Origin of the sequence: Calidithermus roseus, from assembly GCF_003574095.1 — a bacterium.
Lineage (GTDB): Bacteria > Deinococcota > Deinococci > Deinococcales > Thermaceae > Calidithermus > Calidithermus roseus.
In genome coordinates, this window is sequence record NZ_QWLA01000061.1 from 1 (window position 1) to 22,727 (window position 22,727).

Annotated in this window: 23 protein-coding genes; 7 read left to right on the forward strand and 16 right to left on the reverse strand. The window is 66.8% G+C overall.

The window, feature by feature from the left end; all coding sequences use genetic code 11:
* The first annotated feature begins 262 nt into the window (after positions 1–262).
* Positions 263–1,480, forward strand: a complete 1,218-nt coding sequence (locus Mrose_RS13725) for a molybdopterin molybdotransferase MoeA (RefSeq protein ID WP_119279169.1) — start codon at positions 263–265, stop codon at positions 1,478–1,480.
* Between the two features lie 128 nt (positions 1,481–1,608).
* Here Mrose_RS13725 and acuI read toward each other — a convergent pair whose 3' ends face one another.
* The 6 genes from acuI to Mrose_RS13755 form a co-directional block, all read right to left on the reverse strand.
* Positions 1,609–2,595: an acrylyl-CoA reductase (NADPH) gene (acuI, locus tag Mrose_RS13730; RefSeq protein WP_119279170.1), complete on the reverse strand. Its 987-nt coding sequence runs from the start codon at positions 2,593–2,595 to the stop codon at positions 1,609–1,611.
* A 40-nt stretch (positions 2,596–2,635) separates the two neighbouring features.
* Entirely contained in the window at positions 2,636–3,352 is a 717-nt protein-coding gene (locus tag Mrose_RS13735; RefSeq protein ID WP_119279172.1) for a GGDEF domain-containing protein, read from the reverse strand.
* A 121-nt stretch (positions 3,353–3,473) separates the two neighbouring features.
* The gene (locus Mrose_RS13740) at positions 3,474–4,166 is read right to left on the reverse strand and encodes an endonuclease V (RefSeq protein ID WP_119279174.1); all 693 of its coding nucleotides are present in this window, start codon (positions 4,164–4,166) and stop codon (positions 3,474–3,476) included.
* Positions 4,167–4,174: 8 nt separating this feature from the next.
* Positions 4,175–5,059 (reverse strand): SIS domain-containing protein, encoded by an 885-nt coding sequence (locus Mrose_RS13745; RefSeq protein WP_119279176.1) that lies wholly within the window; start codon positions 5,057–5,059, stop codon positions 4,175–4,177.
* A gap of 140 nt (positions 5,060–5,199) precedes the next feature.
* Complete coding sequence (locus Mrose_RS13750) at positions 5,200–5,445, reverse strand: hypothetical protein (RefSeq protein ID WP_147371665.1); 246 nt, start codon at positions 5,443–5,445, stop codon at positions 5,200–5,202.
* A gap of 15 nt (positions 5,446–5,460) precedes the next feature.
* Entirely contained in the window at positions 5,461–5,775 is a 315-nt protein-coding gene (locus Mrose_RS13755) for a hypothetical protein (RefSeq protein WP_147371666.1), read from the reverse strand.
* 300 nt (positions 5,776–6,075) lie between these two features.
* On the opposite strand from Mrose_RS13755, the gene Mrose_RS13760 reads away from it, so the two are divergent.
* From Mrose_RS13760 to Mrose_RS13780, 5 genes are all read left to right on the forward strand, one after another.
* The gene (locus tag Mrose_RS13760) at positions 6,076–6,495 is read left to right on the forward strand and encodes a hypothetical protein (protein WP_119279182.1); all 420 of its coding nucleotides are present in this window, start codon (positions 6,076–6,078) and stop codon (positions 6,493–6,495) included.
* Between the two features lie 78 nt (positions 6,496–6,573).
* On the forward strand, positions 6,574–7,704 hold the full coding sequence (locus tag Mrose_RS13765; RefSeq protein WP_119279184.1) for a recombination directionality factor: 1,131 nt from the start codon (positions 6,574–6,576) through the stop codon (positions 7,702–7,704).
* A gap of 55 nt (positions 7,705–7,759) precedes the next feature.
* Positions 7,760–8,437, forward strand: a complete 678-nt coding sequence (locus Mrose_RS13770) for a single-stranded DNA-binding protein (protein WP_119279186.1) — start codon at positions 7,760–7,762, stop codon at positions 8,435–8,437.
* Between the two features lie 164 nt (positions 8,438–8,601).
* On the forward strand, positions 8,602–8,805 hold the full coding sequence (locus Mrose_RS13775; RefSeq protein WP_119279188.1) for a YgaP family membrane protein: 204 nt from the start codon (positions 8,602–8,604) through the stop codon (positions 8,803–8,805).
* 107 nt (positions 8,806–8,912) lie between these two features.
* Positions 8,913–9,866 (forward strand): GGDEF domain-containing protein, encoded by a 954-nt coding sequence (locus Mrose_RS13780; RefSeq protein WP_119279190.1) that lies wholly within the window; start codon positions 8,913–8,915, stop codon positions 9,864–9,866.
* 3 nt (positions 9,867–9,869) lie between these two features.
* Here the strand turns inward: Mrose_RS13780 and Mrose_RS13785 are convergent, their stop codons facing one another.
* The 6 genes from Mrose_RS13785 to pgm all read right to left on the reverse strand — a co-directional run bounded on the left by Mrose_RS13785 (position 9,870) and on the right by pgm (position 15,591).
* On the reverse strand, positions 9,870–10,274 hold the full coding sequence (locus Mrose_RS13785) for a type II toxin-antitoxin system VapC family toxin (protein WP_119279192.1): 405 nt from the start codon (positions 10,272–10,274) through the stop codon (positions 9,870–9,872).
* Positions 10,275–10,541 (reverse strand): antitoxin, encoded by a 267-nt coding sequence (locus tag Mrose_RS13790; RefSeq protein ID WP_245969930.1) that lies wholly within the window; start codon positions 10,539–10,541, stop codon positions 10,275–10,277.
* Between the two features lie 120 nt (positions 10,542–10,661).
* On the reverse strand, positions 10,662–11,603 hold the full coding sequence (locus Mrose_RS13795) for an electron transfer flavoprotein subunit alpha/FixB family protein (RefSeq protein WP_119279194.1): 942 nt from the start codon (positions 11,601–11,603) through the stop codon (positions 10,662–10,664).
* 88 nt (positions 11,604–11,691) lie between these two features.
* Positions 11,692–12,438, reverse strand: coding sequence for an electron transfer flavoprotein subunit beta/FixA family protein (locus Mrose_RS13800; RefSeq protein ID WP_119279211.1), 747 nt, complete (start codon positions 12,436–12,438; stop codon positions 11,692–11,694).
* Positions 12,439–12,498: 60 nt separating this feature from the next.
* On the reverse strand, positions 12,499–13,644 hold the full coding sequence (locus Mrose_RS13805; protein ID WP_119279195.1) for an acyl-CoA dehydrogenase family protein: 1,146 nt from the start codon (positions 13,642–13,644) through the stop codon (positions 12,499–12,501).
* Between the two features lie 303 nt (positions 13,645–13,947).
* The gene (pgm, locus tag Mrose_RS13810; RefSeq protein ID WP_119279197.1) at positions 13,948–15,591 is read right to left on the reverse strand and encodes a phosphoglucomutase (alpha-D-glucose-1,6-bisphosphate-dependent); all 1,644 of its coding nucleotides are present in this window, start codon (positions 15,589–15,591) and stop codon (positions 13,948–13,950) included.
* Positions 15,592–15,674: 83 nt separating this feature from the next.
* On the opposite strand from pgm, the gene Mrose_RS13815 reads away from it, so the two are divergent.
* Complete coding sequence (locus Mrose_RS13815; protein ID WP_119279199.1) at positions 15,675–16,226, forward strand: YbhB/YbcL family Raf kinase inhibitor-like protein; 552 nt, start codon at positions 15,675–15,677, stop codon at positions 16,224–16,226.
* Positions 16,227–16,496: 270 nt separating this feature from the next.
* Here the strand turns inward: Mrose_RS13815 and Mrose_RS13820 are convergent, their stop codons facing one another.
* From Mrose_RS13820 to Mrose_RS13835, 4 genes are all read right to left on the reverse strand, one after another.
* A complete protein-coding gene (locus Mrose_RS13820; RefSeq protein WP_119279201.1) occupies positions 16,497–18,116 on the reverse strand; it encodes a hypothetical protein in 1,620 nt (539 codons plus the stop codon).
* Positions 18,113–20,473, reverse strand: coding sequence for a hypothetical protein (locus tag Mrose_RS13825; RefSeq protein WP_119279203.1), 2,361 nt, complete (start codon positions 20,471–20,473; stop codon positions 18,113–18,115). The genes Mrose_RS13820 and Mrose_RS13825 overlap by 4 nt, the downstream gene beginning before the upstream one ends.
* Entirely contained in the window at positions 20,470–22,323 is a 1,854-nt protein-coding gene (gene asnB, locus Mrose_RS13830; protein WP_119279205.1) for an asparagine synthase (glutamine-hydrolyzing), read from the reverse strand. Before asnB ends, Mrose_RS13825 begins: the two co-directional genes overlap by 4 nt.
* A gap of 38 nt (positions 22,324–22,361) precedes the next feature.
* Positions 22,362–22,727, reverse strand: a 366-nt coding sequence (locus tag Mrose_RS13835; RefSeq protein WP_147371667.1) for a glycosyltransferase, incomplete at its 5' end; no start/stop codon positions are given.

A 22,727-nucleotide genomic window follows, 5' to 3' on the forward strand; every position in this document is an offset into this window, starting at 1 on the left:
CCAGAGAATTAAGATGGGCTGAAGCCAGTCAGCCGGTCGGCCTTTGAGGGGAGGGCGACCTCGAGGCCCGGCTCCCCCTATGGGCCAAACACTCGCGGAGGACAGCGCCCTAGCCCGCCTTTGTGAGACGCTGGGGGCTGATCGAGATCCGTCCCCATAGGCCGGCCAGGCCCATGTCGATGCGGGCTCGAGGGGAGGTGCGGGTTTAGAGCCAGCCCCCCTCGAGCCCACTTCGGTATGTTCCGGGTTTAAACTGGTAGGGATGCGCCAGAATATTAGTGTTGAAGACGCCCTCGAGTCCATTCTCAGCCAAGCCCGGCCCATTGCCGAAAGCGAAAGCGTCCCCCTGAGCGCGGCTTTTCAGCGGGTGCTGGCCCAGGATCTGCCCTCCAGGGTCTTTCACCCCGACGCCGACGACAGCGCCGTGGATGGCTATGCGGTGCGGGGGGAGGAGACCATCACCGCCTCCGTAGCCACCCCGGTGAGGCTCGAGGTCGTCGGGGAGGCCCCGGCGGGCCGGCCCTTCGCCGGCGAGGTGCAGCGGGGGCAGGCGGTAGCGATCTACACCGGCGCGCCCATCCCCAAGGGGGCTAACGCGGTCGTGCGCGTCGAGGACACCGTGCGCGACGGCTCAGGAGTCTGGCTGCTCAAACCGGCCAGCCCCGCCGACATCCGCCACCGGGGCGACGACCTGCGCCAGGGCGAGGTCTACCTGCACCGGGGCACCTGGCTGAACGCGGCTCGGGTGGCGCTGGCCGCCGCCATGGGCTACCCCAGCCTGCCGGTCGTGCGCCGCCCCAGGGTAGGCATCCTCTCCACGGGTGACGAGGTGGTGGAACCGGGCCAGCCCCTGCCCTACGGGGGGGTCTACAACTCCAACAGCTACGCGCTGGCGGGCCAGGTGCAGGAAGCCGGGGGTGAAGCGGTGGTGCTGGGCAAAGTCCCCGACAGCCTCGAGGCGCTGGGGCGCAGCCTGGCGGGGGTAGGTCTGCTCGACGTGCTGCTGACTTCGGGCGGGGTCTCGATGGGCAAGTACGACCTGGTGCGGCAGATGCTGGAGAAAGATGGCCGCATCCACTTCTGGAAGGTCAAGATTCAGCCCGGCGGACCGGTGCTGTTCGCCGAGTACCGGGGGCTGCCGGTGCTGGGGCTGCCGGGGAACCCGGTCTCGAGCATGGTGGTGTTCCACCTGTTCGGGCGGGCGCTGTTGTTCAAGCTGCTGGGCCGCAGCGACGCCCCGTATGCCGGGATTCAGGCCACTGCCGCCACCGCTTTTGGTGCCAACCCCTCCAAACGGGCCTACCGCCGGGGCATCCTGCGCTGGACCCCCGAGGGCTTCACCGTCGAAACCACCGGCAACCAGTCCAGCGGGGTGCTGCGCTCGATGGTCGAGGGCAACGCGCTGGTGATGCTCGAACCCGGCGAAAGCGCCAGGGTGGGCGACCGCGTGACGGTGATCCCGCTGGGTTTTACGGTGTAGAGCGGTTCCCACGAATACCCCACACGGCCTGGTTGTCCGTGTGGGGTAAAACGCGATAGGTGGACTTCTTGCAGAAGTCCTCTTTGGCCTTTGGCGTACGGCGTAGGACGTAGGACGCACGACCCCATTCAAGCATTAAGGTCCACCACCACGCGCCCGCGCACCTGCCCGGCCAAGATTTGCTGGGCCAGTTCGGGCACAGCGGCCAGGTCCACAGTTCGCACGCTGGCTTCCAGCAGGTTCAGGGGCAGGTCGTGGGCCAGCCGCTCCCACGCCCGCAGGCGGCGTTCCCGCGGGCACATCACCGAGTCCACGCCCAGCAGGCTCACCCCGCGCAGGATGAAGGGAAACACCGTGGTCTCGAGCCTCGCTCCGCCCGCGTTGCCGCAGGCCGCCACGCTGCCGCCGTAGGCGATACGCGGCAACACCCCGGCCAGCACCGCCCCGCCCACCGTATCCACGGCTGCGGCGAAGCGCTCGGACTCGAGGGGCCTGGCAGGAGCGGTGAGTACGCTGCGCTCGAGGATTTCCGTCGCGCCGAGGGACTCGAGGTAGGGTCGCTCCTGAAGCCTACCAGTGGAGGCCACCACCCGGTAGCCCAGTCTGGCCAGCACCGCCACGGCTATGCTGCCCACCCCACCTGTGGCCCCTGTGACCAGCACCTCGCGCCCGTCTGGCCTTAGCCCGTGCTCCTCCAGGGTCATCACGCACAGCATGGCGGTGAAGCCCGCCGTACCGATGCCCATGGTCTGGTGCAGGCTCAGGCCCTGGGGCTTGGGCACCAGCCACTCCGCTTTAACCCGCGCCATCTGGCTCAGACCGCCCCAGTGCCGCTCGCCCACCCCCCAGCCGGTAAGCACCACCTCGTCGCCGGGCCGGTAGTCAGGCGAAGCCGACTCCACCACGACCCCGGCGAAGTCGACGCCGGGGACCAGGGGAAAACTGCGGATCACCTTGCCCGCGCCGGTGATGGCCAGGCCGTCCTTGTAGTTGAGGCTGGAGTAGGCCACCTTGACCAGCACCTCGCCAGGGGGCAGTTCGTCCAGGGAAAGCTCGCGCAGCCGTGTGGTGTAGGGATCGCCGGATTCGACCACCAGAGCCTTGAAGGTGGGCATGGCTCAATGCTATCGCCTGGATGGGGGATCGAAGAAGCCTTCAGCCCAGCACCTGGTTCTTGCCCTGCTGCTTGGCCTGGTAGAGCGCGTCGTCGGCGCGGTTGAGCAACTCGTCGAGACCCTGATGGGGGCTGCGCTGGGTGGCCAGCCCCAGGCTGATGGTCACGGGAATGGAAAAACCCTCCGCCTCTACGGGACGCTCGACCACGACCCGCCGCAGGCGCTCGGCCACCTCGAGCGCCTCGTGGTAGCCGGTAGCAGGCAACAGCACCACGAACTCCTCACCCCCGTAGCGGGCGAACACGTCCTCGGGGCGCAGGCTCAGGGCACAGCGGCGGCACACCTCGGCCAGCACCGCGTCCCCGATCAGGTGGCCGTAGCGGTCGTTGACCGTCTTGAAGTCGTCGAGATCGAAGATGAGGATGGAGAGGCCCTTCCCCTGGCGGGCCTGGGCCAGGTGCTGCGCGGCGATCTGCATGAAGTGGCGGCGGTTGTAGGTCTGGGTCAGCTCGTCGGTGATCGATAGCCGGTGCAGTTCCTCGTGGGCGCGCTCGAGTTGCTGTATGAGCCTTAGCTGCTGCGAGCTGAACAGCGGAGCCACGATGCAGGGCACCAGGATGGCGATGCGCACGCCCGTGGAATCCACGCTGCCCCCGTTGAACATCAGGGTGACCAGCACCGACACCAGCACCGAAGCCAGGGTGAGCAGGGCCACCGTGGGCCACAGTCCGAATCGTTTGAGGAAGGCGCGAAGCATAGAAGGTCGCCCTGGCGGCTAGGAGACTACTGCCACTTTAGCGCAACTGCCCGAGGCTCCAGGGTAATTTGGGGCCAAGGTACGGGCCGAAGGGAGGGTAAGGAGAGGCTCTCGGCAGGTTTCACCCCCCCAGCCTGCGCCGGGCTTCCCCGGCGTGGAGGTGCGCCTGGCGCAGGGGTTCGGGCAGGTGGGTCTTACCCAGCAGGGAGCGGACGAACTCGAGGCTCTCCCCCATTCCCACCCGGTGCCCCGGCGAGACGACGAGGGGCCGGACACCACTTCTCGAACACAGCAGCCAGCCCACTTGTCCCTCCTGCCCCATCAGCCGTACCGCGCTCCCGGCCTCCTGGGGCAACTCGGCCTCGGGCCTGCCGTAGAGCAGGGTCTTCCCCACCCCGATGCTGGGCAGGTCGAGGTGAACCCCCAGGTGCGCGGCGATGCCAAAAGCCCTGGGGTGGGCGATGCCCATGCCGTCTACCAGCAGCATTTCCGGCACCCGGCTGAGCCTACTTAGGGCGGCCAGGTAGCCAGGGGCCTCGCGGAAGGAGAGAAAGCCGGGCACGTAGGGGAAAAGCTCGTCTTCAGGCACGCTGGCGCTGGCGACCTCCACCACCCGCCCCTCCACGCGGTCCCACAGCACCGCCACCGCCACCGAGGGCCCCCGCACCCGCGAGAAGCGCGTGGGGTGTGAGGCGTCGAGAGCTGCTAGGTAACGCACCCCACGGGGGTCCCCTTGCAGGATCACCCGCCCCCGCAAGGCCCTTTGAATCTCGGCGGCCTCGCGTACATCAGCGGGGCGGGGAAAGGACAGCATAGCCGGGCTCAGGTAGCCTCACGCAGACGCTCGAGCACTTCCCAGTCGCCGGGCTCCACCCCGTAGAGCAGGGCCACGTAGTAGCTGGCCCAGGCGATGCGGTACCAGTAGCACATGGCCCTGGCCAGCGTACCCTCGGCCTCGGGCTCGGGCAGCTCGATGAGGGTATCGACGCGGCTCTCGAGGATCTCCTGGCTCACCCGCTTGCGCTCGTCGTCGCCCAACAACACCGCCGCCAGGGGATCGCCCTGCTCGTGGCGGGCTTCCAGCCCGGTGAGGAAGAACTCTAGCCCTGAAGGCGGCGGCGTGATGGAGAGGCTCTTGCCGATGCGGGCGTAGATCTGCTGCATGGCCTGGGCCAACCCCGCATAGCGCTCGGGCACTACCCACAGCGGGGTGCGTTCGAGCAGCGAGTAGGCCAGGAACTTGGCCGGGTTCTTCTCCAGCCCCACCTCCGGACGCAGGCGGTCGCGCTCGAGCAAAAGCCCCTGGTCAATGCGGCTGAGCTCGGCCTCCTGCCCCGTCGCCAGCAGCAAGAAGCGCAGGTAGTGGTAAGTGGAAAGGGGGTGGGCCGGCACCTGCACCTCGACCTCCTCGCGGTAGCCCAGCCGCACGATCTCGGCTTCGGCTCCGGCGTAGAGGCCGGCGCTCAGGGCCTGGCCCAGGTCGTAGCCCCCCTCGAGCACGAACTGGGTTCCCCGCTCGGTGAACTCCGCGCCGATCCAGTCTCTCGCCAGTCGCGCCACCCACCAGGCCTCGCCGTAGCCCACCACTCCGTAGGGGGGGGCATAGCTGGCCTGGGGAGCGGGACCGCTGCCCACCAGGTCGCCCAATTCGAAGGCCAGGCCCATGCGGTCGGCCAGGTAAGTCTCCTGTGCATCCAGGTCGCGCATCAATTCAGTGTACAAAGCGCCGCGCGAGCTTGGGCCAGACCTCGGCTGCGAGGTAGGCCACCAGCCCATAGCGCACGAAAGCCCCCCAACTGCTCGTGCTGTTCTTCGGGCTGCTGACGCTACTGGGTGAGCGTCGGGCTTCAGGCGGCACTATGCTGGCGCAGTTCCCGCAACTCCCGGCGCAACAGCTCGAGCAGTTGGGGCGCGGGGGTGTAGCGGAAGCGGGTCGACAGGCGCGGGTCGTATTCCTGCACGAAGACCTGCACCGGCTCGAGGCCCCGCAGGTAGGGGGCGTGCTTGCGAATGGCCGCGTCCATGCGCTCCCCGCTCATGACGCTCAGGGAGCGCCGGGGGTGGTTTTTGAGTTCGATCACGAGGCGTCTCATAGGGTTGCAGTGGGCTCAAAATGGCAGGTCTGCCTCCTCGTCCCTGGGCCAGATGCTCTCCCGCACCCGGCGCTCGAGTTCGCGCTCGAGGGCCTGGTGCATCTGCCACCCCAACTCGCGCTCCTGGGGCCTGGAGGGGGCCTCGAGCAGCCAGATTTCCAGCGCCCGGTAGATCACCCGCAACTCGGGCGTGCTGGCTCTGGCGGCGAAGAGTACCATCGCGGGCACGTCCTCGATGTCCTCTGAGACTGGCGGCGGCTCGAGCGCCACCAGATCCTCTGGGCGTGCCTCGGTAGCGGAGTGTCGGGTTCCCCATTCGCTCTCGTTCATAGCGGCCTCCTTCATTCACCATCGCCCGAATGGCCGGCGATATTTAGCTTATAACATAACAAGCGAATATCAATATGCCTTAAACATCATTTTGGGTTGGGTCTCCCGTGCGAGGTTCGTTATGGTATAGACATACCAATCATTATGTTATAAACTAAATACCGAGGTTCAACCACGGATCATTGCGTAGAACCTCGACGGAGGGCAACCCCAGGATCTACCGACCGCTACGCCACAAACGACCACTCGAGCCCCTCACCCAACAGGCACCCAAGCACACAGGACAGGAACGGAAAGACCATGACCAAACTCGAGATATCCCTGCACCCCAAGCTGGAAAAGATCCTCGGCTACCCTGGCCTCGCCCCCCGCGTGGTGTTCTACTTCGACCCCGGCAGTGAAACGCTGATGTACGACGACGGGCACACTTCGGGCTCGGGCAACTCCTGGGCCTACCTGATCTGGGCCTCCCACCCCTCGGTAAAGCCCCACCTGCTGCGGCTGGAGGGCAGCCTGCTCCTGCTGGACCGCCGCGAGCGCAGCCTCTATGCCGCCACCCGCGACGAAGCCCTCGCCGCCCTGAGGGAGGGCGGAGCCGCCCGGCACGAGCTCGAGCGCCTCCCCGCCCGCGACGGCGGCAGGAGCTGGAACGAAGCCCAGCAGATGCTGGCCGACTTCGTGAGCTGGCTGGGCAACAACGTCACCCGCAAAGCGGCGTAGCCGCGCCGGTAGCGTGAAGCTACCGGACGTAACCCCCCTAGACCGCAACGCACAGCACCGGCGAAAGAGGACCGAAACATGATCCAAGGACTCAACACCCGCACCCGCTACGTCCGTATCGGGAAGTTCAAGATTGGCATAAAGGAAACCGTAGAGCGGGGGGGCCGCAAGATCGATAAGCCCGTCGCGCTCGACTACTTCCGCATCGAAGGCAGCGCCCAGCCCGTGCAGGCCATCCACGGCGAGAAGCCCGCGCAGGTGCTGGTCTACCTCCCCGACAACCTCTCCGAGGCCACCTGGGACCCCTACTACAAGCGCTACGCCCGCTCGGGCCTGCTGTGCCGCGGCGACGGGATCGTGGGGCAGGAGGTGCAGGCCGACGGCAGCCTCAAGCAGCGCGACTGCGCCGAGCGGGGCTGCCCTTTCGCCCAGCCCAGCAAGAAGGGAGACAGGCTCGAGGCCCCCCAGTGCCGCCCCATCGGCATCCTCAGCTTCAAGGTCGTGGGAGTGCCCAGCGCCGGGGTCTACCAGATCGACATCAAGGGCATGAGCGCGGTGAGCCGGGCCGACAGCTACCTGCGCCAGCTCCAGCAGGCCGCCGGTGGCGACCTCACCGGCGTGCCCTTCCTGCTCACGGTGAGCGTTTCGAGGGGCAAGGACGGCTTCCCCACCAGCCGCATCGAGCTGCGCGACGCTCCCGAGACCCTACAGGCCCTCAAGGACCCCTGGAAGCGCCACGCTGCCGGGGCCGCCACCCAGCGGGTGCGGGGCTTCGTGATCACCGACGCAGAGGGCAGGCTCATCGCCTCGCCCGAGATCCCCGTGGAGGAGAACGTCGAGGTGCGGGCCCGCTACGCCTTGCTGCTGAACGAGGCCATCGAGAAGCACTACATCCTGGGCGGCTCGGTGGAGAAGTACTACCAGGTGCTGCGTACCCTCGAGCGCATGAGCGAGGCCGAGGCCAGCGAGGCCTACGGGCGGCTCAAGGACTATGTGGACGAACTCGAGGCCACCCAGAACGACCCCGTGGCCCTGCACGGCGAGGTCGATCAGCGCTACGCGGGCTTCGCCTTCAAGCACCTCGAGCCCGCCGACTACCAGGCGCTGGGCATCGAGGAACCCGATGAGCCCGGAAGCCTCACCCGCCTCGAGGCCCGCAGGGCCGTGGCCTACCTCTATGAGCAGCGCAAGAACAGGGAAGCCGCGTGAAAGACGGTCCCCCGGCACACACCTGCTAGACCCACCCAGACACAGGAGAGATGACATGGGAGCCAACTTAGTACTCGCAAGCGGCGTGCTCAGCCGGCACGAACTGCGTTACACCCCCAAGGGCACGCCTTTTCTGGAGATCGCCCTGGTGGGCAAGAGGCCCATCAAGGAAAACTACGTCTTCACCCGCGTAGACCTCACCTTCTACGGCAAGCAGGCAGAGGCCTGGGCCGGGAGCCTGGTGGAAGGTGCCGCTTATCAGGCCAGCGGGCGGCTGGAATACGAGAGCTGGGAGGTGGACGGGCGCAAGGGCTCGAGGCTGCGGGTGGTGGGCGAGGAGTTGCATCGCCTTGAAAACGCCGACATCCGTGAGGAGGAGAAGGGCCCCATCCTCTACGGAGCCGATAACCGCGTCTTCCTCATCGGTGGCCTCACCGCCGACCCCGAGCTGCGCCAGACCTCGCTGAAGACCCCCATCGCCAAGGCCCAGCTGGGCTTCTCGAGCTGGGATGGGCACAACAGCAAGAGCCACTACGTCGAGCTCGAGGCCTGGGGCGAGTTGGCCGAGTCCTTCAAGAGCCTCAAGAAGGGCAGCCAGGTGATGGTCGAGGGGTCGCTCAAGACCGAGGTCTGGGAAGACCGCGAGAGCAAGACCAAGCGCTACAAGCGGCTGGTGGAGGTGAGCAAGGTCACCGCGCTCGAGCGCCTGAGCACCAATGCCAAGGCGGCCTGAGCCTCACGGACGATCCCCTTCGGGACGGGCTGGCACCCGCGCACCAGGCGGACGATCCCCCTTCGGGACAGAGCAGGCTCCAGCGCTCCATATTCGGACGGGACATTTCTCCCGAGGCATTCGTACCCCACCTCCTGCGCTAGCCTTGTGGGCAGGAGGTAGTCATGGTTCCCAACGTAGGCATCACCGACCGACGTGTGCGTTACCTGCTGGCGATAGTGTTCTTCCTCATCGCTTTCTTCGGCGTGAACGGGGTCTGGCAGTGGGTATTCGGCCTGCTCGGAGTGGTCATGGTGGTAACCGCCAGCCTCAACTATTGCCCCATCTGGGCCGCGCTGAAGATCAACACCCGTCGTAAAACCACCTGACCCCTCCACCCCCTACCTCCCCCCCGGCCTCGCCGGGGGCTTTTTTGTAAAAGCCATAGCGTTTTGACCGCTCCGGGCCGCGTGGTCGTGCTAACCTGACCCTACAGATGCCTGGGGAATTCGTCAGTTGGCAAGAAGTCCGTCACAGCTTGCTGCTGCGCGTCGCCCTGGGCATCTTGCTGCTGGTGATCTATGCTGCCCGACCATTTAGCTTCAACCACCCGCTGATGTATGGCGTCTTCGTCATCATCATCGCCCAGGTCATCACCACCGCCTTTGGCATCCCCCGGCACTGGTCCTGGCTACCTGGCGTCAACTTCTACCTCAACCGCCTTGCCCTCGTCTTGCTGCTGGGGGCCACCGGTGGCGGCTCGAGCCCCTTCGTCGCGGTGAGCTACATAGCGCTGGTGGCAGCCTTGATCTGGTACAACACCCGCCGGTCCGTGGTTATCCTGGTGGGAAGCCACTGGCTGGCCCTGTTCGCCGGGGCCGCCCTCGCCGGGGAGGTGGGTTTCCCCCCGACCTGGAGCTACTGCCTGCTGCAAGCCATCGGCATGGCCATCATCGCCCACATCCTCTCCAAGCCGCTCTCGCAGCTCAACCATCACGCGGCCACCGATCCCCTGACCCACGCCCTCAACCGGCGGGGTGGCTTTGAGGTGCTGGAGACCTGGATCGCCCAGCGCCAGCCTTTCGCCCTGATCTTCATCGACCTCAAAGGCTTCAAGCTCATCAACGACACCTACGGCCACGCCGTCGGCGACGAGGTGCTGGCCTGGGTAGCGCAGGTGTGCCGCTCCACTCAGCGCAGCGGCGACCTGGTGATCCGCTACGGGGGCGATGAGTTCGTGCTGGCGGTGTTGGGCAGGCCCGGTTCGCTGATCCAGCGCCTCGAGGAGCGGCTGAACGCTGGCTTTCAGAGCGCCGCCGGGCACCTGAGCATCCAGGCCAACCTGGGCGTGGTGCATTTCCCTGAAGACGGACGAGACCTCGAGCAGTTGATCCGTCTGGCCGACCAGCACATGTACGCCCACAAGGGCGTGGACCTGGCGACGACCTGAGCCTCAGGGCTCGAGCCAGTTCTCCACCCTCAGCCCTTCCACCCGCCCGAACTCCCGCGCGTTGTTGGTGACGAGCGTCAGGCCCAGGCTGAGGGCGTGGGCCGCGATGAGCGTGTCGTAGGCGCCGATCTTGAGTCCTTTTCGCTCGAGCTCGAGGCGAATGCGCGCGGCAGCCGCAACGGCTGAAGAATCCAGCGGCAAAGGCGGGGCGAGGCGTGTGACGAGCGCTACCTGGGCCAATTTGCCCTGCGGGTCGGCGCTTTTGAGCGCGCCGTAGGTCAGCTCGAACTCGGTGATGGCGGAGATGTTGACCTCGCCGTACTCGAGGCTCTGCAAGCGCTCCAGAACCTGCCGTGGACGGTGCCGGGAGATGTGAATGCAGATGTCGGTATCGAGCAGGTAGCGCATTCAGCGGTCGTCCTTGTCCCAATCCGAGAAGTCGCGCTCCTGCGCCTGGGGCTGCTGGCGCCCTTCCGGCATGAAAGGCTCCCCCTCGCCCAATGCCGCCAGGGCCTCGAACAGCCCCGCCAGGTTCCTGGGCTTCTTGCGTAGCACCACCTCGTCGCCCCGGCGGAAGATCTCCACCTCGTCCACGTCGAACTGGAACTCCTTGGGCAGGCGCACGGCCTGGGAATTCCCGCTCTTGAAAACCTTGGTCGTCTTGATCGTGGCCATGGGCCTAGTATATACGATAGGTATATACTAGGCTCGAGGCCGATCAAGAAATCCCCGGCACGAAAAGGGCAGGCCCAGGGCCCGCCCCTACATTTGCGCTCGGCGTTGGACGCCCTGGGCTCAGTCCTTCAGCTTCTTCGTCGCCTCGATGAGCGCCGGGAGCACCTGGTGCACGTCCCCCACGATGCCGTAGTCGGCGATCTTGAAGATGGGGGCCTCGGCGTCCTTGTTCACGGCGACGATGTACTTGCTCTTGTTCATGCCCGCCTGGTGCTGCACCGCGCCCGAGACAGCCAGGGCGATGTAGGCGTTGGGCTGCACGGTCTTGCCGGTCTGGCCCACCTGCTCGCCGTAGGGCCGCCAGCCCGCGTCCACCACGGCGCGGGTCGCGCCCACCGCGCCGCCCAGGAGGTCGGCGAGTTGCTCCACGCCCGCGAAGGCTTCAGGGGAGCCCAGACCGCGCCCGCCCGTCACCACGATGGTGGCTTCGGTGAGGGAGACGCCCTTCTTCTGCTCTGTCACGCGCTCGAGCACCTCCACCTTAGCGGCGGGCAGCTCCACGCTCAGGCGCTCCACGCTGCCCTCGCCCTGGGGTTCGGCCAGAGGAGTGGTATTGGGCTTGGCGGTGATCACCACGGGCAGGCCGGCGGCCTGTTTCTCGGTGACGCGGTTGAGGAAGCTGTAGCGGCTGGCGATGACCCTCGAGCCGTCGGTGGAGGTCTCGAGGGTGTCCTCCAGCAGCCCCGCACCCAGCCTGTAGGCCAGCCTGGGGGTCCAGGAGCGGCTCTGGCGGCCCCCGGTGGCGATGACCACTTTAGCCCCGGCCCTCTGAGCTGCGGCGTAGGCGGCGGCAGCCCACTTCTCGGCGGTATAAGCGCCCACCTCGGCCACGTAGACCGTGCCCACGTACCGTCTGGCCTCCTCGGCCACCGAGGCCAGGTTTTCGCCGATCACCACACCGCTCACGTCACCTAGGGCGCTCAACTGGCGGGCCCGGGTGATGGCCTCGAGAGCGCCTTTGCGCAGGCGGGTTCCGTCGTGTTCAAGAACTACTAGGATCATTCAAACCTCCGGTGTCTGGAGAAGGTCAAAAGGTGAAAAGGCCAAAAGTAGAACCACGAGTCCGCCCCGCCACCTTTCCCCTTCTCATCTAAATCACTTTCGCTTCCTCGTGCAGCAGCCGGATCAGCTCGCTGGCGGCGGCGTGCGGGTCTTTGGTGCCATCGAGGACCTTGCCCAGGCGGCTGCGCTCCTGGATGCTCTGCTCGAGCACTTCCACCTTGGACGCAGCAGAGATGGGGATTTTCCGGATCTCCTTCTTCTTGGCCTTCATGATGCCCGGCAGGGTGGGGTAGCGGGGCTCGTTGAGGCCTTGCTGGGTGGTGAAGACGGCGGGGAGGCTCACGCGCACGACTTCGGCGCCCTCGTCGAGGTCGTGCTTGGCTCTGGCCTGGCCGTCCTCGAGCTCGAGGGCAGTGGTCCAGGTGACCACCGGCCAGCCCAGCGCCTCGGCGATGGCCGGACCCAAAGCCTGGGAGTCCCAGTCGGCTTGCTGGCCGCCGGTGAGCACCACGTCGGGGGCTTCAGCCCGCAGGGCCTCGGCCAGGGCCTCAGCCTGGGTGATGGGGTCGAGGTAGCCCTCCTGCACCAGGTGGATGGCCCGGTCGGCCCCCATCGCCAGCGCGGTGCGCACCGCTTCCTCAAAGCGCTCGGGCCCCAGAGCCACGATCACGCTCTCGCCACCGTGTTTTTCCTGCAGCCGGATGACCTCCTCCACGGCGTACTCGTCCATCTGGTCGAGGATCAGCGTGGCGCTGGAGAGGTCCACCCGGCCCGCATCGATCTTGAGCCTGGATTCACTGTCGGGGACTTGGCGGATGACTGCAACAAATTTCACGTGTGCCTCCACTTCGTTTCGGCGCGGATAGCCGATAGTCAATAGCTTAGTGGCTATGGGCTATCCGCTGAGGATGTGCCTGGCGATGATGAGCCGCTGGATTTCGTTGGTACCCTCGTAGATCTGGTTGAGCTTCACGTCGCGCAACAGCTTCTCGACGGGGTATTCGTGCATGTAGCCGTAACCCCCGTGGATCTGGATGGCCTGGTTGGCCGCCTCGAAGGCCATCTCCGAGGCGTAGGCCTTGGCGATGGCCGCGGCGTGGGCCTGGGGCAGGCCTTGGTCGGTGAGCCAGGCGGCGTAGTAGGTGTAGGCCCTGGCGGTCTCGATGCCCATGAGCATCTCGGCCAGCTTGAACTGGATGGCCTGGAACTCGGCGATCGGCCTGCCGAAGGCTTCGCGCTCCTTGGCGTACTTGGTCGCTTCCTCCAGCGCCCGCCGGGCGAGCCCCACCGAACCCGCGGCCACGGGAATGCGGGTCTTGTCCAGGGTGTTCATGGCGATCTTGAAGCCATCCCCCTCCTTGCCCAACAGGTTGGCGGCAGGAACCCGGCAGTCCTCGAACACCAGCTCGTAGGTCCCGGAAGCCCGCTGCCCCATCTTGCCGTGCAGCTTGTTGGCCTTGAAGCCGGGCGTGCCCTTTTCCACCACCAGGGCGATGACGCCCTTGTGCCGGGCCTCGGGGTTGATGGTGGCGAACACCACCACGACCTCGGCCTCTCCGCCGTTGGAGATCCAGGTCTTGGTGCCGTTGAGCACGTAGTAATCGCCATCTCGCACCGCCCGCGTGCGCAGGGCAGCCGCGTCCGAGCCGTTGCCGGGCTCGGAGAGGGCAAAGGCGGCCAGCGCGGGTTTCTCGGTGAGCTTTTTGAAGAAGCGCTGTTTCTGCTCGTGGGAACCGGCCAGCAGAATGGGGGTTATGCCCAGGTCGGAGGCCATGGGGATGGTGTAGATGCCCATGCAGCCCCAGGCCAACTCCTCGCCGATGATGACCTCCTCGAGCATCCCCAGCCCCAACCCGCCGTATTCCTCGGGGATGATGGCGTTGAGCAGGCCCACCCCGTGCAGCTTCTCGATGATCGGCCAGGGCACCTCCTCGCGGGCGTCGTACTCGGCGGCCACGGGGGCGATCTGCTCACGGGCAAAACGCCGGGCCAGCTTCTGCAACTCTTTTTGCTCGTCGGTCAGGCTGAAATCGATGGGCATGGCTGAAGGCCGAAAGCCAATGGCTGGAAGCTCCTGGCTTTTAGCTTGGGCTTTCGGCTTTGCTTCACCTCCTCCGCGGATCAAAGGTTGTTTTGCCTCACAGCAACAGCGCTGCTCCCACTTACTTTGACCGAGTATAAGTTTTTTGCACCCGGTACGCAAGCACGGTTGTATATCGTATCATGCCGCAGGTGCGAGAAAAGCGTTATACGATGGGTCGTACGCCAGGTGGTCGAAAGCTTTTCTCCATAAGCCTACGAGCCTTTCACCCTTGGCCACCGGCCATCAGCTTCACGAACCGTGCTACGCGCCCGCGGCCCGGAAGGCGGCGCTCACGACTTCCCTGGCCTCCCGCATGACCTGCTCGAGGTGCTCCGGCCCCCGGAAGCTCTCGGCGTAGATCTTGTACACGTCCTCGGTGCCCGAGGGCCGTGCGGCGAACCAGGCGTTCTGGGTGACCACCTTGAGGCCGCCGATGGGTTCGCCGTTGCCGGGGGCGCGGGTGAGCTTGGCCAGGATGGGCTCTCCGGCCAGCTCGGTAGCGGTGACCATCTCGGGTGAGAGGTTGGCCAGCACCTTCTTCTGAGCCGGGGTGGCCTCGGCGTCCATGCGGCTGTAGGCCGAAGCGCCGAAGCGGGCCTCGAGCTGGCGGTAGTGCTCGCTGGGCGACTTGCCGGTTTTAGCCAGAATCTCCGCCGCCAAAAGCCCCAGGATGATCCCGTCCTTGTCGGTGCTCCAGGCCGAGCCGTCCATGCGCACGAAGCTCGCCCCGGCGCTCTCCTCCCCGCCAAAGCCGAGGGTTCCGCCAAGCAGCCCGTCCACGAAGTACTTGAAGCCCACCGGCACCTCGACGAGGGGGCGGCCCAGCACCTGGGCTACCCGGTCGATCATGCTGCTGGAGACCAGGGTCTTGCCGATGCCCATGCTGGCGGGCCACTGCGGGCGGTTCTGGTAGAGGTAGTGGATGGCGGCGGCGAGGTAGTGGTTGGGGTTCATCAGCCCCTCGCGGGTCACGATGCCGTGGCGGTCGGCGTCGGGGTCGTTGCCCACGGCCACGTCGAAGTGGTCCTTGAGGGAGATCAGCGAGGCCATGGCGTAGGGGCTCGAGCAGTCCATGCGGATCTTGCCGTCCTTGTCCACGCTCATGAAGGCGAAGGCGGGGTCGATGCGCTCGTTGACCACGGTGAGGTCGAGGCCGTAGTGCTCGGCGATGCGCTGCCAGGTCGCCAGCGAAGCCCCGCCCAGCGGGTCCACCCCGATGCGCACACCCGCCGCCTTGATGGCCGCGATGTCGATGATCTGATCCAGCTCGCTTACGTAAGGGGTGACGAAATCGAACTCCTCGGCCACCTGCAAGGCACGCTCGAGCGGGATACGCTTGACCCCCTTCAGCCCCTCGGCCAGGAGGGCATTGGCCCGCTCCTGGATGGCCCCGGTCACGCCGGTATCGGCAGGGCCGCCGCTCGGGGGGTTGTACTTGAAGCCCCCGTCCTGGGGCGGGTTGTGGCTGGGGGTGATCACGATGCCATCGGCCAGGCCCCCGCTGCGGCCTTTGTTGTAGGAGAGGATGGCGTGCGAAACCAGAGGGGTAGGGGTATAGCCCCGCCCCCGCTCGACCCGCACCGTCACCCCGTTGGCGGCGAGGACCTCGAGGGCGCTGATCCAGGCTGCCTCGCTGAGGGCGTGGCTGTCCATGCCCATGTACAGCGGCCCGCTGATGCCCTGCTGGGCGCGGTATTCGGCCACGGCCTGGGCGATGGTGAGGATGTGGGCCTCGTTGAAAGTCCCGGCGAAGGCGCTGCCCCGGTGCCCGCTGGTGCCGAAGGCCACCCGCTGCAAGGGGTCGGCGGGGTCAGGCTGGAGGGCGTAATAGCTGGCCACCAGGCGCGGAATGTTGACCAGAATGCTGTGCGGTGCGGGTTTACCGGCCAGAGGGTGTACGGACATATCGCCTCCTGTCCCTGGATTCTATCGCGCTCTTCGCTGCGTAGGAGCGCCCAGCAGTAGAATGGCCCCGAAAGGGGTGAACCATGTTCAAAGTGCCTGGCTTTGGATTGTTGGCTTTAGTGGCCCTCGGTGTGGCACAAAGCTCTTTTACCCTGAGCAGCCCCGATATCCCCGCCAATTCCACCATCAAAGCCGAGCAGGTCTACAACGGCTTCGGCTGCACGGGGCAGAACATCTCTCCCGCCCTGCAGTGGTCTGGCGCCCCGGCGGACACCAAGAGCTTCGCCCTTATCGTTCACGATCCCGATGCTCCTACCGGGGTCGGCGGGTTCACCCACTGGATCGTCTACAACATCCCCGCCAACGTCAACCGGCTCGAGAAGGGCGCGGGCAACCCCCAAGGCCGCGGCCTGCCCGCCGGAGCCGTCCAGGCCGTGACCTCCTTCGGCACCCCCGGCTGGGGCGGCCCCTGCCCGCCCGTGGGCGACAAGCCCCACCGCTACGAGTTCACGCTCTACGCGCTCAGGGTGGAGAAGCTCGAGCTTCCCGCCAATGCCAGCCAGGCCCTGGTGGGCTTCAACATCAACGGCAACGCCATCGCCAAAGCCAGCTTCACCGCCTTCTACGGGCGCTGATACCAGATTCGGCAGCGAAGCAACCCGACCGAAGTTATCCGCGTAGCAAAGGGCGATACCGCCCCTTGGAAGGGAGTGCTCTAGGATTCAAAAAGATAGCCACTGAGTTTTTGATTTTGGCGACTATCTTTTTGAATCCGGTATAAGTATCCCTTCGATGCTGCTCGACTTCAGCGTGCCGGGGCATGGCCGCCGTCGTGCCCCGGCGGGTTGTCGCCAGCGCGGCAGCGGTGTTGGTGAAGGCCAGGCGCCGGGCTCGAGCAGACCGCCCTACCGTTGGAAGGGTGTGCGGGGCAGGCGGTGGTAGATCTGGGCGTCGCCATTGTCATAGACCCGATTGTCCAGCAACAGCAGGGGCAGGCGGAAGCGCCAGGCGCTGTTGTTGGCTTCCTGGGTGCTCGAGAACAGGGCGTGCGGGGCTTCGGGGTTGTCCGGGTTGATGGTCAGGTTGTTGCCGCCCGGCAGCCCCAGGCCGTAGTTCATGTACCAGGCGTCGTTGAGGCGGGTGATGCGGCCCAGGTAGAGCAGGCTGTTTTCCTCGTACTGGGCCCAGGTGCGGATGGCCTGAAGCTCGGTGCGGGTGTACTGCATCCACAAGTTGGAGATGTGGGGGTCGAGGGTGGCCTTGAGCACGCTCAGGAAGCCAAAGCCCGCCATCACCACCGCCACGATCAGGCGGGTCCTGGGCCCCACCAAGCGGGTCACGCCCAGCACGAAGACCGGAGCGGCGAAGAGCACGAAGTAGACGTACATGCGCACCTGGAGGTTACTCCCGGCCTCGAGGCCTATGAGATCGACGGGAATGGCCACGGCCAGCTGGAAGCCGAAGGCCCCGTACAACGCCAGCAGGAACACCCGGGTGAGCGGGGCCTTGGAGTTGCGGAAGATCGTGGGGGCCAGCAGCAAGATCCAGGTGAGGAAGGAGACGGCGAAGAGGATCCAGCGGAAGGAAGAGATCAGGCGGTAGCCCAGCACGCTGGCCCAGGGATCGGCATCCTGAGCGTAAGGGTTGGATTCCGGAGTGAAGCTGAGGAAGAGGGTGCCCAGCTTTTCGACGGCGGTCTTGAGCAGGTTGAAGTTGTCTCCGGCGGAAGGGTAGATGTACCACATCACGATGAGCACCAGCAGCCAGGAGGTGGCGATGCGCAGCGTCAGGCGCTCCAGGGGTCGGCGGATGATGCCCCACTGGGTGGGCCTGAAGCGCAGGAAGACCCAGGCCACGATCACGGTGAGGGTGGAGGCCACGATGAACGAGGAGCCAAAGAGCACGTTGAGCGAGGAGAGGGTGAAGGAGACGAGGTAGTAGACGGTGAGCCAGGAAGCGAAGAGCTTCCAGTTGCGCGCTTGGATCTCGAGGAAGCTCTTCAATAGTGCCAGCGAGGCCAGCAGGGTCAGCGACACGGTGATCTTCTCGTGGTTGCCGCGTGAGACGGTGAAGACCATCTCGGGCACCAAAAACAGCACCGAGGCCGCCAGCAACCCCAGGCGGTCGCTGCCTAGCCAGCGCCGGTAGGCGCAAAAGCCGAACATCGCCAGGAACAGGTTGCCCACCATGGGCGTGTACCAGCGCATCAGCTCGCCCACCGGCAGCCCGGTGAGGTAGGAGAGCGAGGCCATCCACACCGGGAAGGCATAGCCGTGGGGGTAGTTCTTGGGGTTGATTTCCTGGCTGAAGCTGCCGTAGAGCTGCAGGTTGGACGTGATGCCACTGAAGGCCACCGAATCGATCTCGGCCCACTGCCCGCTGTAGCGCAGGATGAAGTAGCCGCCGAAGGCCAGCCCGATCCAGAAGGCGTAGGTGAAGGAAGAGACCCGCAGAGGCTGCCGGGCGATGGCCCTGGGAGCCCAGAACAAATCCTGCACGCGCTGGGAAAGGCGGGGCAGGTTCACGCGGCCTCCTTCCAGACCCGCAAGATGCCCAGCAGGCCCAGCATCAGCACCAGCAGGGCGAAGGGCGCGGCCACGGGGTTGGGGGGAGGCGCGGTCATCCGTGGGGTGTGGGCCACCTCGAGCCGCCCCACCTCGAGCTTGCGCTCACCCAGCATCAACACGAATTCCCTCGTTCCCGTGAAGCGCGTGGCCCAGTGGATCTCCTTGCGCACGGTGCTCTGGCCCATCAGCTCGAGGCGCTCCCAGCGCTTGAGGGTCTCCTTCTCGACGTTGCCCCACTCGTTGGTGCGCAGCGCGACCAGCTCGGCGGGGCCGCTCCAACTGGCACCGCCCTGGTTCTCCACTTCCAGCTCGAGCGCTACCGGGTATAGCTCCCGGAGCGGGCGGCTCTTGATGCGGGCTACCAGGCGGGGTGGAGGGCTGGGCTCCACGCTCCAGCGCTCATCGCTGGCGCTGTAGCGCAGCACGTAGGCGCCGGGGGCATCGGGGGCCAGAGGGCCCCGGCCCTGGCCCCGGCTTTGCAGCACCAGGCGCAGGCCCTCGGGGGTGCGCCATACCTCGCTCAGGCTCCCGCCGGGCTCTTGCAGCAGGGCGCCGCCCAGGTTGCCCATCCAGGTGTCCAGTCGCCTGGGATCACGTCCCCCTTCGATCTGGGGCAGTTGGGTGGCCCAGGGTCGCCAGCTTTCCCAGTCGGTGGGGACGGGCAGCTCGAGGCTGTGCAACTGCGCCTCGCCCCGCCGCAGCACCACCCCCGTTGGACCTGAGTAGATCACGAAGCCGCGCAGGAAATGCAGCCGCTCGAGGGGTTGGCCGTGCTCGGCGATGACCACCGGGCCTTGTTGCAGCGGCACCTGCTCGCGCACCCAGCTATCGACGTAGTCGTCGGGCTCGAGGTTGTAGCTGCGCAGCACCTGGCCCTTGCCCAGGTTCCAGATCCCGGCCTGAGCCCCTTTGAGGTGAACGCGCCGGTCGATGGGCGAGAAGTACAGCTCGGGCACGCGGTTGTAGACCATGCTGTACTCGCCACGGAACCCCTCGGCCAGGCGCTGGGGGTGAATCTGGGGAAACTCGATGTAGGGCCGGTCGTAGCCGGGAGGCGGCTCGTCGCGCTGGCCGTTGACCCAGTAGGCCAGCTCGAGGCTGTCCTCCACCGAGTAGTCGTAGATGCCCTCCGACCCGCTCTCGCCCCGCGTGGCTTCCACCAGCGTCGCGGCCTTCCAGGGCTTGGTGGCCACCCAGGCCGGATAGTCCCAGTAGGGCACCGCCAGCACCACCTCATCGCCCACCCTCACCCGCGTGCGCATCTCGTGGTTGCCCGCGACCGTGAGGGAGTAGCGCCAGTGGAGGGGATCCCTGCCCTTCCAGCTCAGGCGGAAGGCCGAGCGGGTGGTGCGGTAGACGTCGGGACCGAAGAGGCTCTGCTGGGGCCAGTAGTCGGCCCGCACCACCAGGTCGGCGTACTTGCCGCTGGGGTTGTTCAGGGGGTCGGTATTGAAGCGGTACCAGGCGAAGGGGGCCTCGAAGTCGGTGTAGGGCGGGAAGGACTTGGAGTTGAACGCATAGACCCCCGCACTCTGGAAACCGGCCCAGGTGCTGCGGAAGGCGTGGGTGTTGAGTTCGTAGACCATGGGGCGGTCGTCGCCGAAGGGGTCGAAGCCCTGCACCACGCTCAGGTAGGGGAAGCTGGGCAGCAGGGGGTCGGCCAGCTTGAAGCGCACGCTGGGATCGGAGCGCACCGCCGCGCCGAAGCGCGAGTAGCCCCGGTCGGCCCCGGCGTCGTTGATGATGCGGGTGGTGTGCCACAGGGGCTCGCCGGGGCGCAGGGGGTTGCCGGCTACGCTGAGGCCGAAGATCAGCCCCTCCTGCTCATCGCTGGGCACCAGGCCCTCGAGGTCGAAGTTGGGCAGCCCGTTGCGGGTGAGCCAGTCCTCGTTCTCGTCGCGCGGCCACAGCTCGATGACCTGCTTGTGGGCGGCGGGGAGGATGTACTGCCCAGCCAAGACCCTGACCTCACCGCGCTCGCGCTGGTCCACCACGTAGATGCGCACCCGGGGCCGGTCCACCCTGACCCCGAAGTCCAGGACCAGGTCGTAGCCGCCGGGGGCGAAGCCAAAGAGAAACACGTCGCTGTTGGTGCGACCCCACTGCCACCAGGGCCTCTCCTGGCGCTCGGCGTCGGAGATGACATGGCCCCGCGTCACCACCGCCACCTGCATCCGTAGCCCGTTCCACTCCCCCTCCCAGCGGGCCAGGTCGCCCTGGGCCCACGCCAACTGGAAGCAGGAAGCCAAAAGCGCCAATCCGGCAGCGAAAACCCCTCTGCCCGGACTGAGCTTTAGGTAGCGGCTGGCCCTCATGCCGGCACCGTGTCCAGTTGCAGCTTCTGCGCCCAGCCCTCCAGCAGCGCCAAGCTCCAGGCCCGGTAAGCGGCCTGGGTGGAGTCTACCCTGAGCGGGGGAAGGACCCGTCCCAGGCGTTGCTCGAGGGACCTGAGCTGGCTTCTGGCCCACGGCTCCAGCGCCCCTCCCTGCCGCAGCCAGCCCAGCAGGGGAGCCTGGAAGTGGCGCTTGGGGCGGTAGAGCACCTCGCGGGGCAGTTCGCCGAAGCTCTGTTTCATCAAACCCTTGAGCCCCCCGTCCATAAGCGCTTCGACCCCCAGGCGCAGCACGCTGTCCAGCAGCTCGAGGTCCTGCAGGGGCACCCTGGCCTCCACGCTCGCGCTCATGCTGGCGCGGTCGAGGCGCTGGTTGTAGTGCTCGGGCACGTTGAACAGCAGGTCCATGCGCGCGGCCAGCTCTACCGGGCGCAGGCCGCGGCTGGGGCCAGGCAGGCGCTGGACCCTCTGCCGCACGTCCTCGAGCAGCCCCCGGAGGGTCTCGCCCACCTCAGGGGCCGCCAGCCCGGCCAGGCGGGCCGAGGTGGCCGCGTCGAAGAGCACCGCCGAGCGCAGCGCGTAGCCCTCGAGGAAGGGCCGGCGCCACACGCTGGCCGCGCCCCGGAGGTTTTCACGGGTGTGACTGGAAAAGAAGGGCAGGCTCGAGGCCGCGCGCAGGGCCGGGCCCAGCAGGGGGATGCGGTCGTAGTGTTCTCCCTTCGCCACCGCCTGGTAGGTGGGATAGCCCATGAGCACCTCATCGCCGCCGTGCCCGGTGAGCACCACGATGATCCCGGCAGCCCGGGCGGCCTGGGAGAGCAGCACCTCGCCGCGGAAGTAGGGCTCGAGCACCGGCTCGTCCATGCGAGCGAGCAGGTCGGCGGGGTCCTGGGCGACTTCGGCGGGGTCGAAGGGGATCTCGTGGTGGCGCAGGCCCAGCTTTTTAGCCTGCATGGCGGCGAGGTCGGCGTCGAGCTCGGCCTCGGGGTTGGAGCCCCGAGGCCGCAGGCTGAAGGAGCTGAGGCTTCCGGTCTGGGCGACGACGTGAGCGATGGCCGAGGAGTCCACCCCGCCGGAGAGGAAGATGCCCACCGGCACGTCGGAGATGAGCTGCCGCCGCACGGCTTTCTCGACTGCCGGGCGCAGGTCGCCCGGCTCGACGCTGCGCTCTTCCTGCCAGGCTTTGTAGTGGATGAACCAGCCGCGCGGGTTGCGCCCGAAGACCCGCACCTCGCCGGGGCGCAGCTTCTTCACATCGTCGAGAAGCGAGAAAGGGGCGGGCACGAAGCCCAAGGAAGCGTAGAGCGCCACGCCCGAGGCCGAGAGCCGGCCCCGGCTATAAGGCCGCAGGGCCTTGAGTTCACTGGCGAAATACAGGGCGCTGCCCCGCTCGAGATACAACAGCGGCTTGACCCCCAGCGGGTCGCGGGCCAGGGCCAGCTCCTGGCGCTGCTTGTCCCAGATGGCCAGGGCAAACATGCCATTCAGGCGCTCGAGGGTGGGCCCCACACCCCACTGCTCGCAGGCCTGGAGGATGGTCTCGGTGTCCGAATGCCCCCGCCAGCCGCCCCTGGGCGTGGCGAGCTCGGCGCGAAGGTCGGCGTGGTTGTAGATCTCCCCGTTGAACATCAGCACGAAGCGCTCGCCCTGCATGGGCTGGTTGCCCGCTTCGGAGAGGTCGAGGATGGCCAGGCGGCGAAAAGCAAAACCCAGCGGCCCGTCCTGATAGGTCCCCCCGGAGTCGGGGCCGCGGTGCACAATGAGCTGGCTCCAGGTCGCCAGATCAGGGCGGGGCTTGCCTTGGGGAATGAGGTATCCGATAAAACCGCACATAAATCGTCCTCCGAGTGGGCGAGGAAAGGGAAATTTCGCTAGGCCCGGCTGCCGATGGCCACCGGGGAGCGCAGGCAGGAGCGGTACACCGCCTCGACTTCCGAGGCAGCCTTCTCCCAGGTTAAGGCCAACATGGCCCTCCTTCCGTGAGCCCCGAGTTGCTGCCGCAGGGCGGGGTTGTGGCTGAGGTCGCGCAGAGCGTTTTCCAAAGCCGCCTCGTCGCCGGGAGCAACCAGCCTGCCGCCCCCCTGCACCACCTCGGGTAACCCGCCGACGCTCGAGGCCACCACCGGGCGCTCGCTGGCCAGGGCCTCGGCGGCCACCAGGCCGAAGGGCTCCAGCCACACCGAGGGCACCACCACCGCGTCGCAGGCCGCGTAGATGGCGGGCATCTCCCCCCCGCC

Bases quoted from the DNA above. Each gene is read 5' to 3' on its own strand.
- Mrose_RS13825 (WP_119279203.1), bottom strand. From the start codon at position 20,473: ATGAGGGCCAGCCGCTACCTAAAGCTCAGTCCGGGCAGAGGGGTTTTC.
- Mrose_RS13755 (WP_147371666.1), bottom strand. From the start codon at position 5,775: ATGAACGAGAGCGAATGGGGAACCCGACACTCCGCTACCGAGGCACGC.
- Mrose_RS13795 (WP_119279194.1), bottom strand. From the start codon at position 11,603: ATGATCCTAGTAGTTCTTGAACACGACGGAACCCGCCTGCGCAAAGGC.
- Mrose_RS13735 (WP_119279172.1), bottom strand. From the start codon at position 3,352: ATGCTTCGCGCCTTCCTCAAACGATTCGGACTGTGGCCCACGGTGGCC.
- Mrose_RS13725 (WP_119279169.1), top strand. From the start codon at position 263: ATGCGCCAGAATATTAGTGTTGAAGACGCCCTCGAGTCCATTCTCAGC.
- Mrose_RS13775 (WP_119279188.1), top strand. From the start codon at position 8,602: ATGGTTCCCAACGTAGGCATCACCGACCGACGTGTGCGTTACCTGCTG.
- Mrose_RS13785 (WP_119279192.1), bottom strand. From the start codon at position 10,274: ATGCGCTACCTGCTCGATACCGACATCTGCATTCACATCTCCCGGCAC.
- Mrose_RS13790 (WP_245969930.1), bottom strand. From the start codon at position 10,541: ATGGCCACGATCAAGACGACCAAGGTTTTCAAGAGCGGGAATTCCCAG.
- Mrose_RS13780 (WP_119279190.1), top strand. From the start codon at position 8,913: ATGCCTGGGGAATTCGTCAGTTGGCAAGAAGTCCGTCACAGCTTGCTG.
- Mrose_RS13760 (WP_119279182.1), top strand. From the start codon at position 6,076: ATGACCAAACTCGAGATATCCCTGCACCCCAAGCTGGAAAAGATCCTC.
- Mrose_RS13765 (WP_119279184.1), top strand. From the start codon at position 6,574: ATGATCCAAGGACTCAACACCCGCACCCGCTACGTCCGTATCGGGAAG.
- Mrose_RS13745 (WP_119279176.1), bottom strand. From the start codon at position 5,059: ATGCGCGACCTGGATGCACAGGAGACTTACCTGGCCGACCGCATGGGC.
- Mrose_RS13815 (WP_119279199.1), top strand. From the start codon at position 15,675: ATGTTCAAAGTGCCTGGCTTTGGATTGTTGGCTTTAGTGGCCCTCGGT.
- acuI (WP_119279170.1), bottom strand. From the start codon at position 2,595: ATGCCCACCTTCAAGGCTCTGGTGGTCGAATCCGGCGATCCCTACACC.
- asnB (WP_119279205.1), bottom strand. From the start codon at position 22,323: ATGTGCGGTTTTATCGGATACCTCATTCCCCAAGGCAAGCCCCGCCCT.
- Mrose_RS13750 (WP_147371665.1), bottom strand. From the start codon at position 5,445: ATGAGACGCCTCGTGATCGAACTCAAAAACCACCCCCGGCGCTCCCTG.
- pgm (WP_119279197.1), bottom strand. From the start codon at position 15,591: ATGTCCGTACACCCTCTGGCCGGTAAACCCGCACCGCACAGCATTCTG.
- Mrose_RS13770 (WP_119279186.1), top strand. From the start codon at position 7,760: ATGGGAGCCAACTTAGTACTCGCAAGCGGCGTGCTCAGCCGGCACGAA.
- Mrose_RS13805 (WP_119279195.1), bottom strand. From the start codon at position 13,644: ATGCCCATCGATTTCAGCCTGACCGACGAGCAAAAAGAGTTGCAGAAG.
- Mrose_RS13740 (WP_119279174.1), bottom strand. From the start codon at position 4,166: ATGCTGTCCTTTCCCCGCCCCGCTGATGTACGCGAGGCCGCCGAGATT.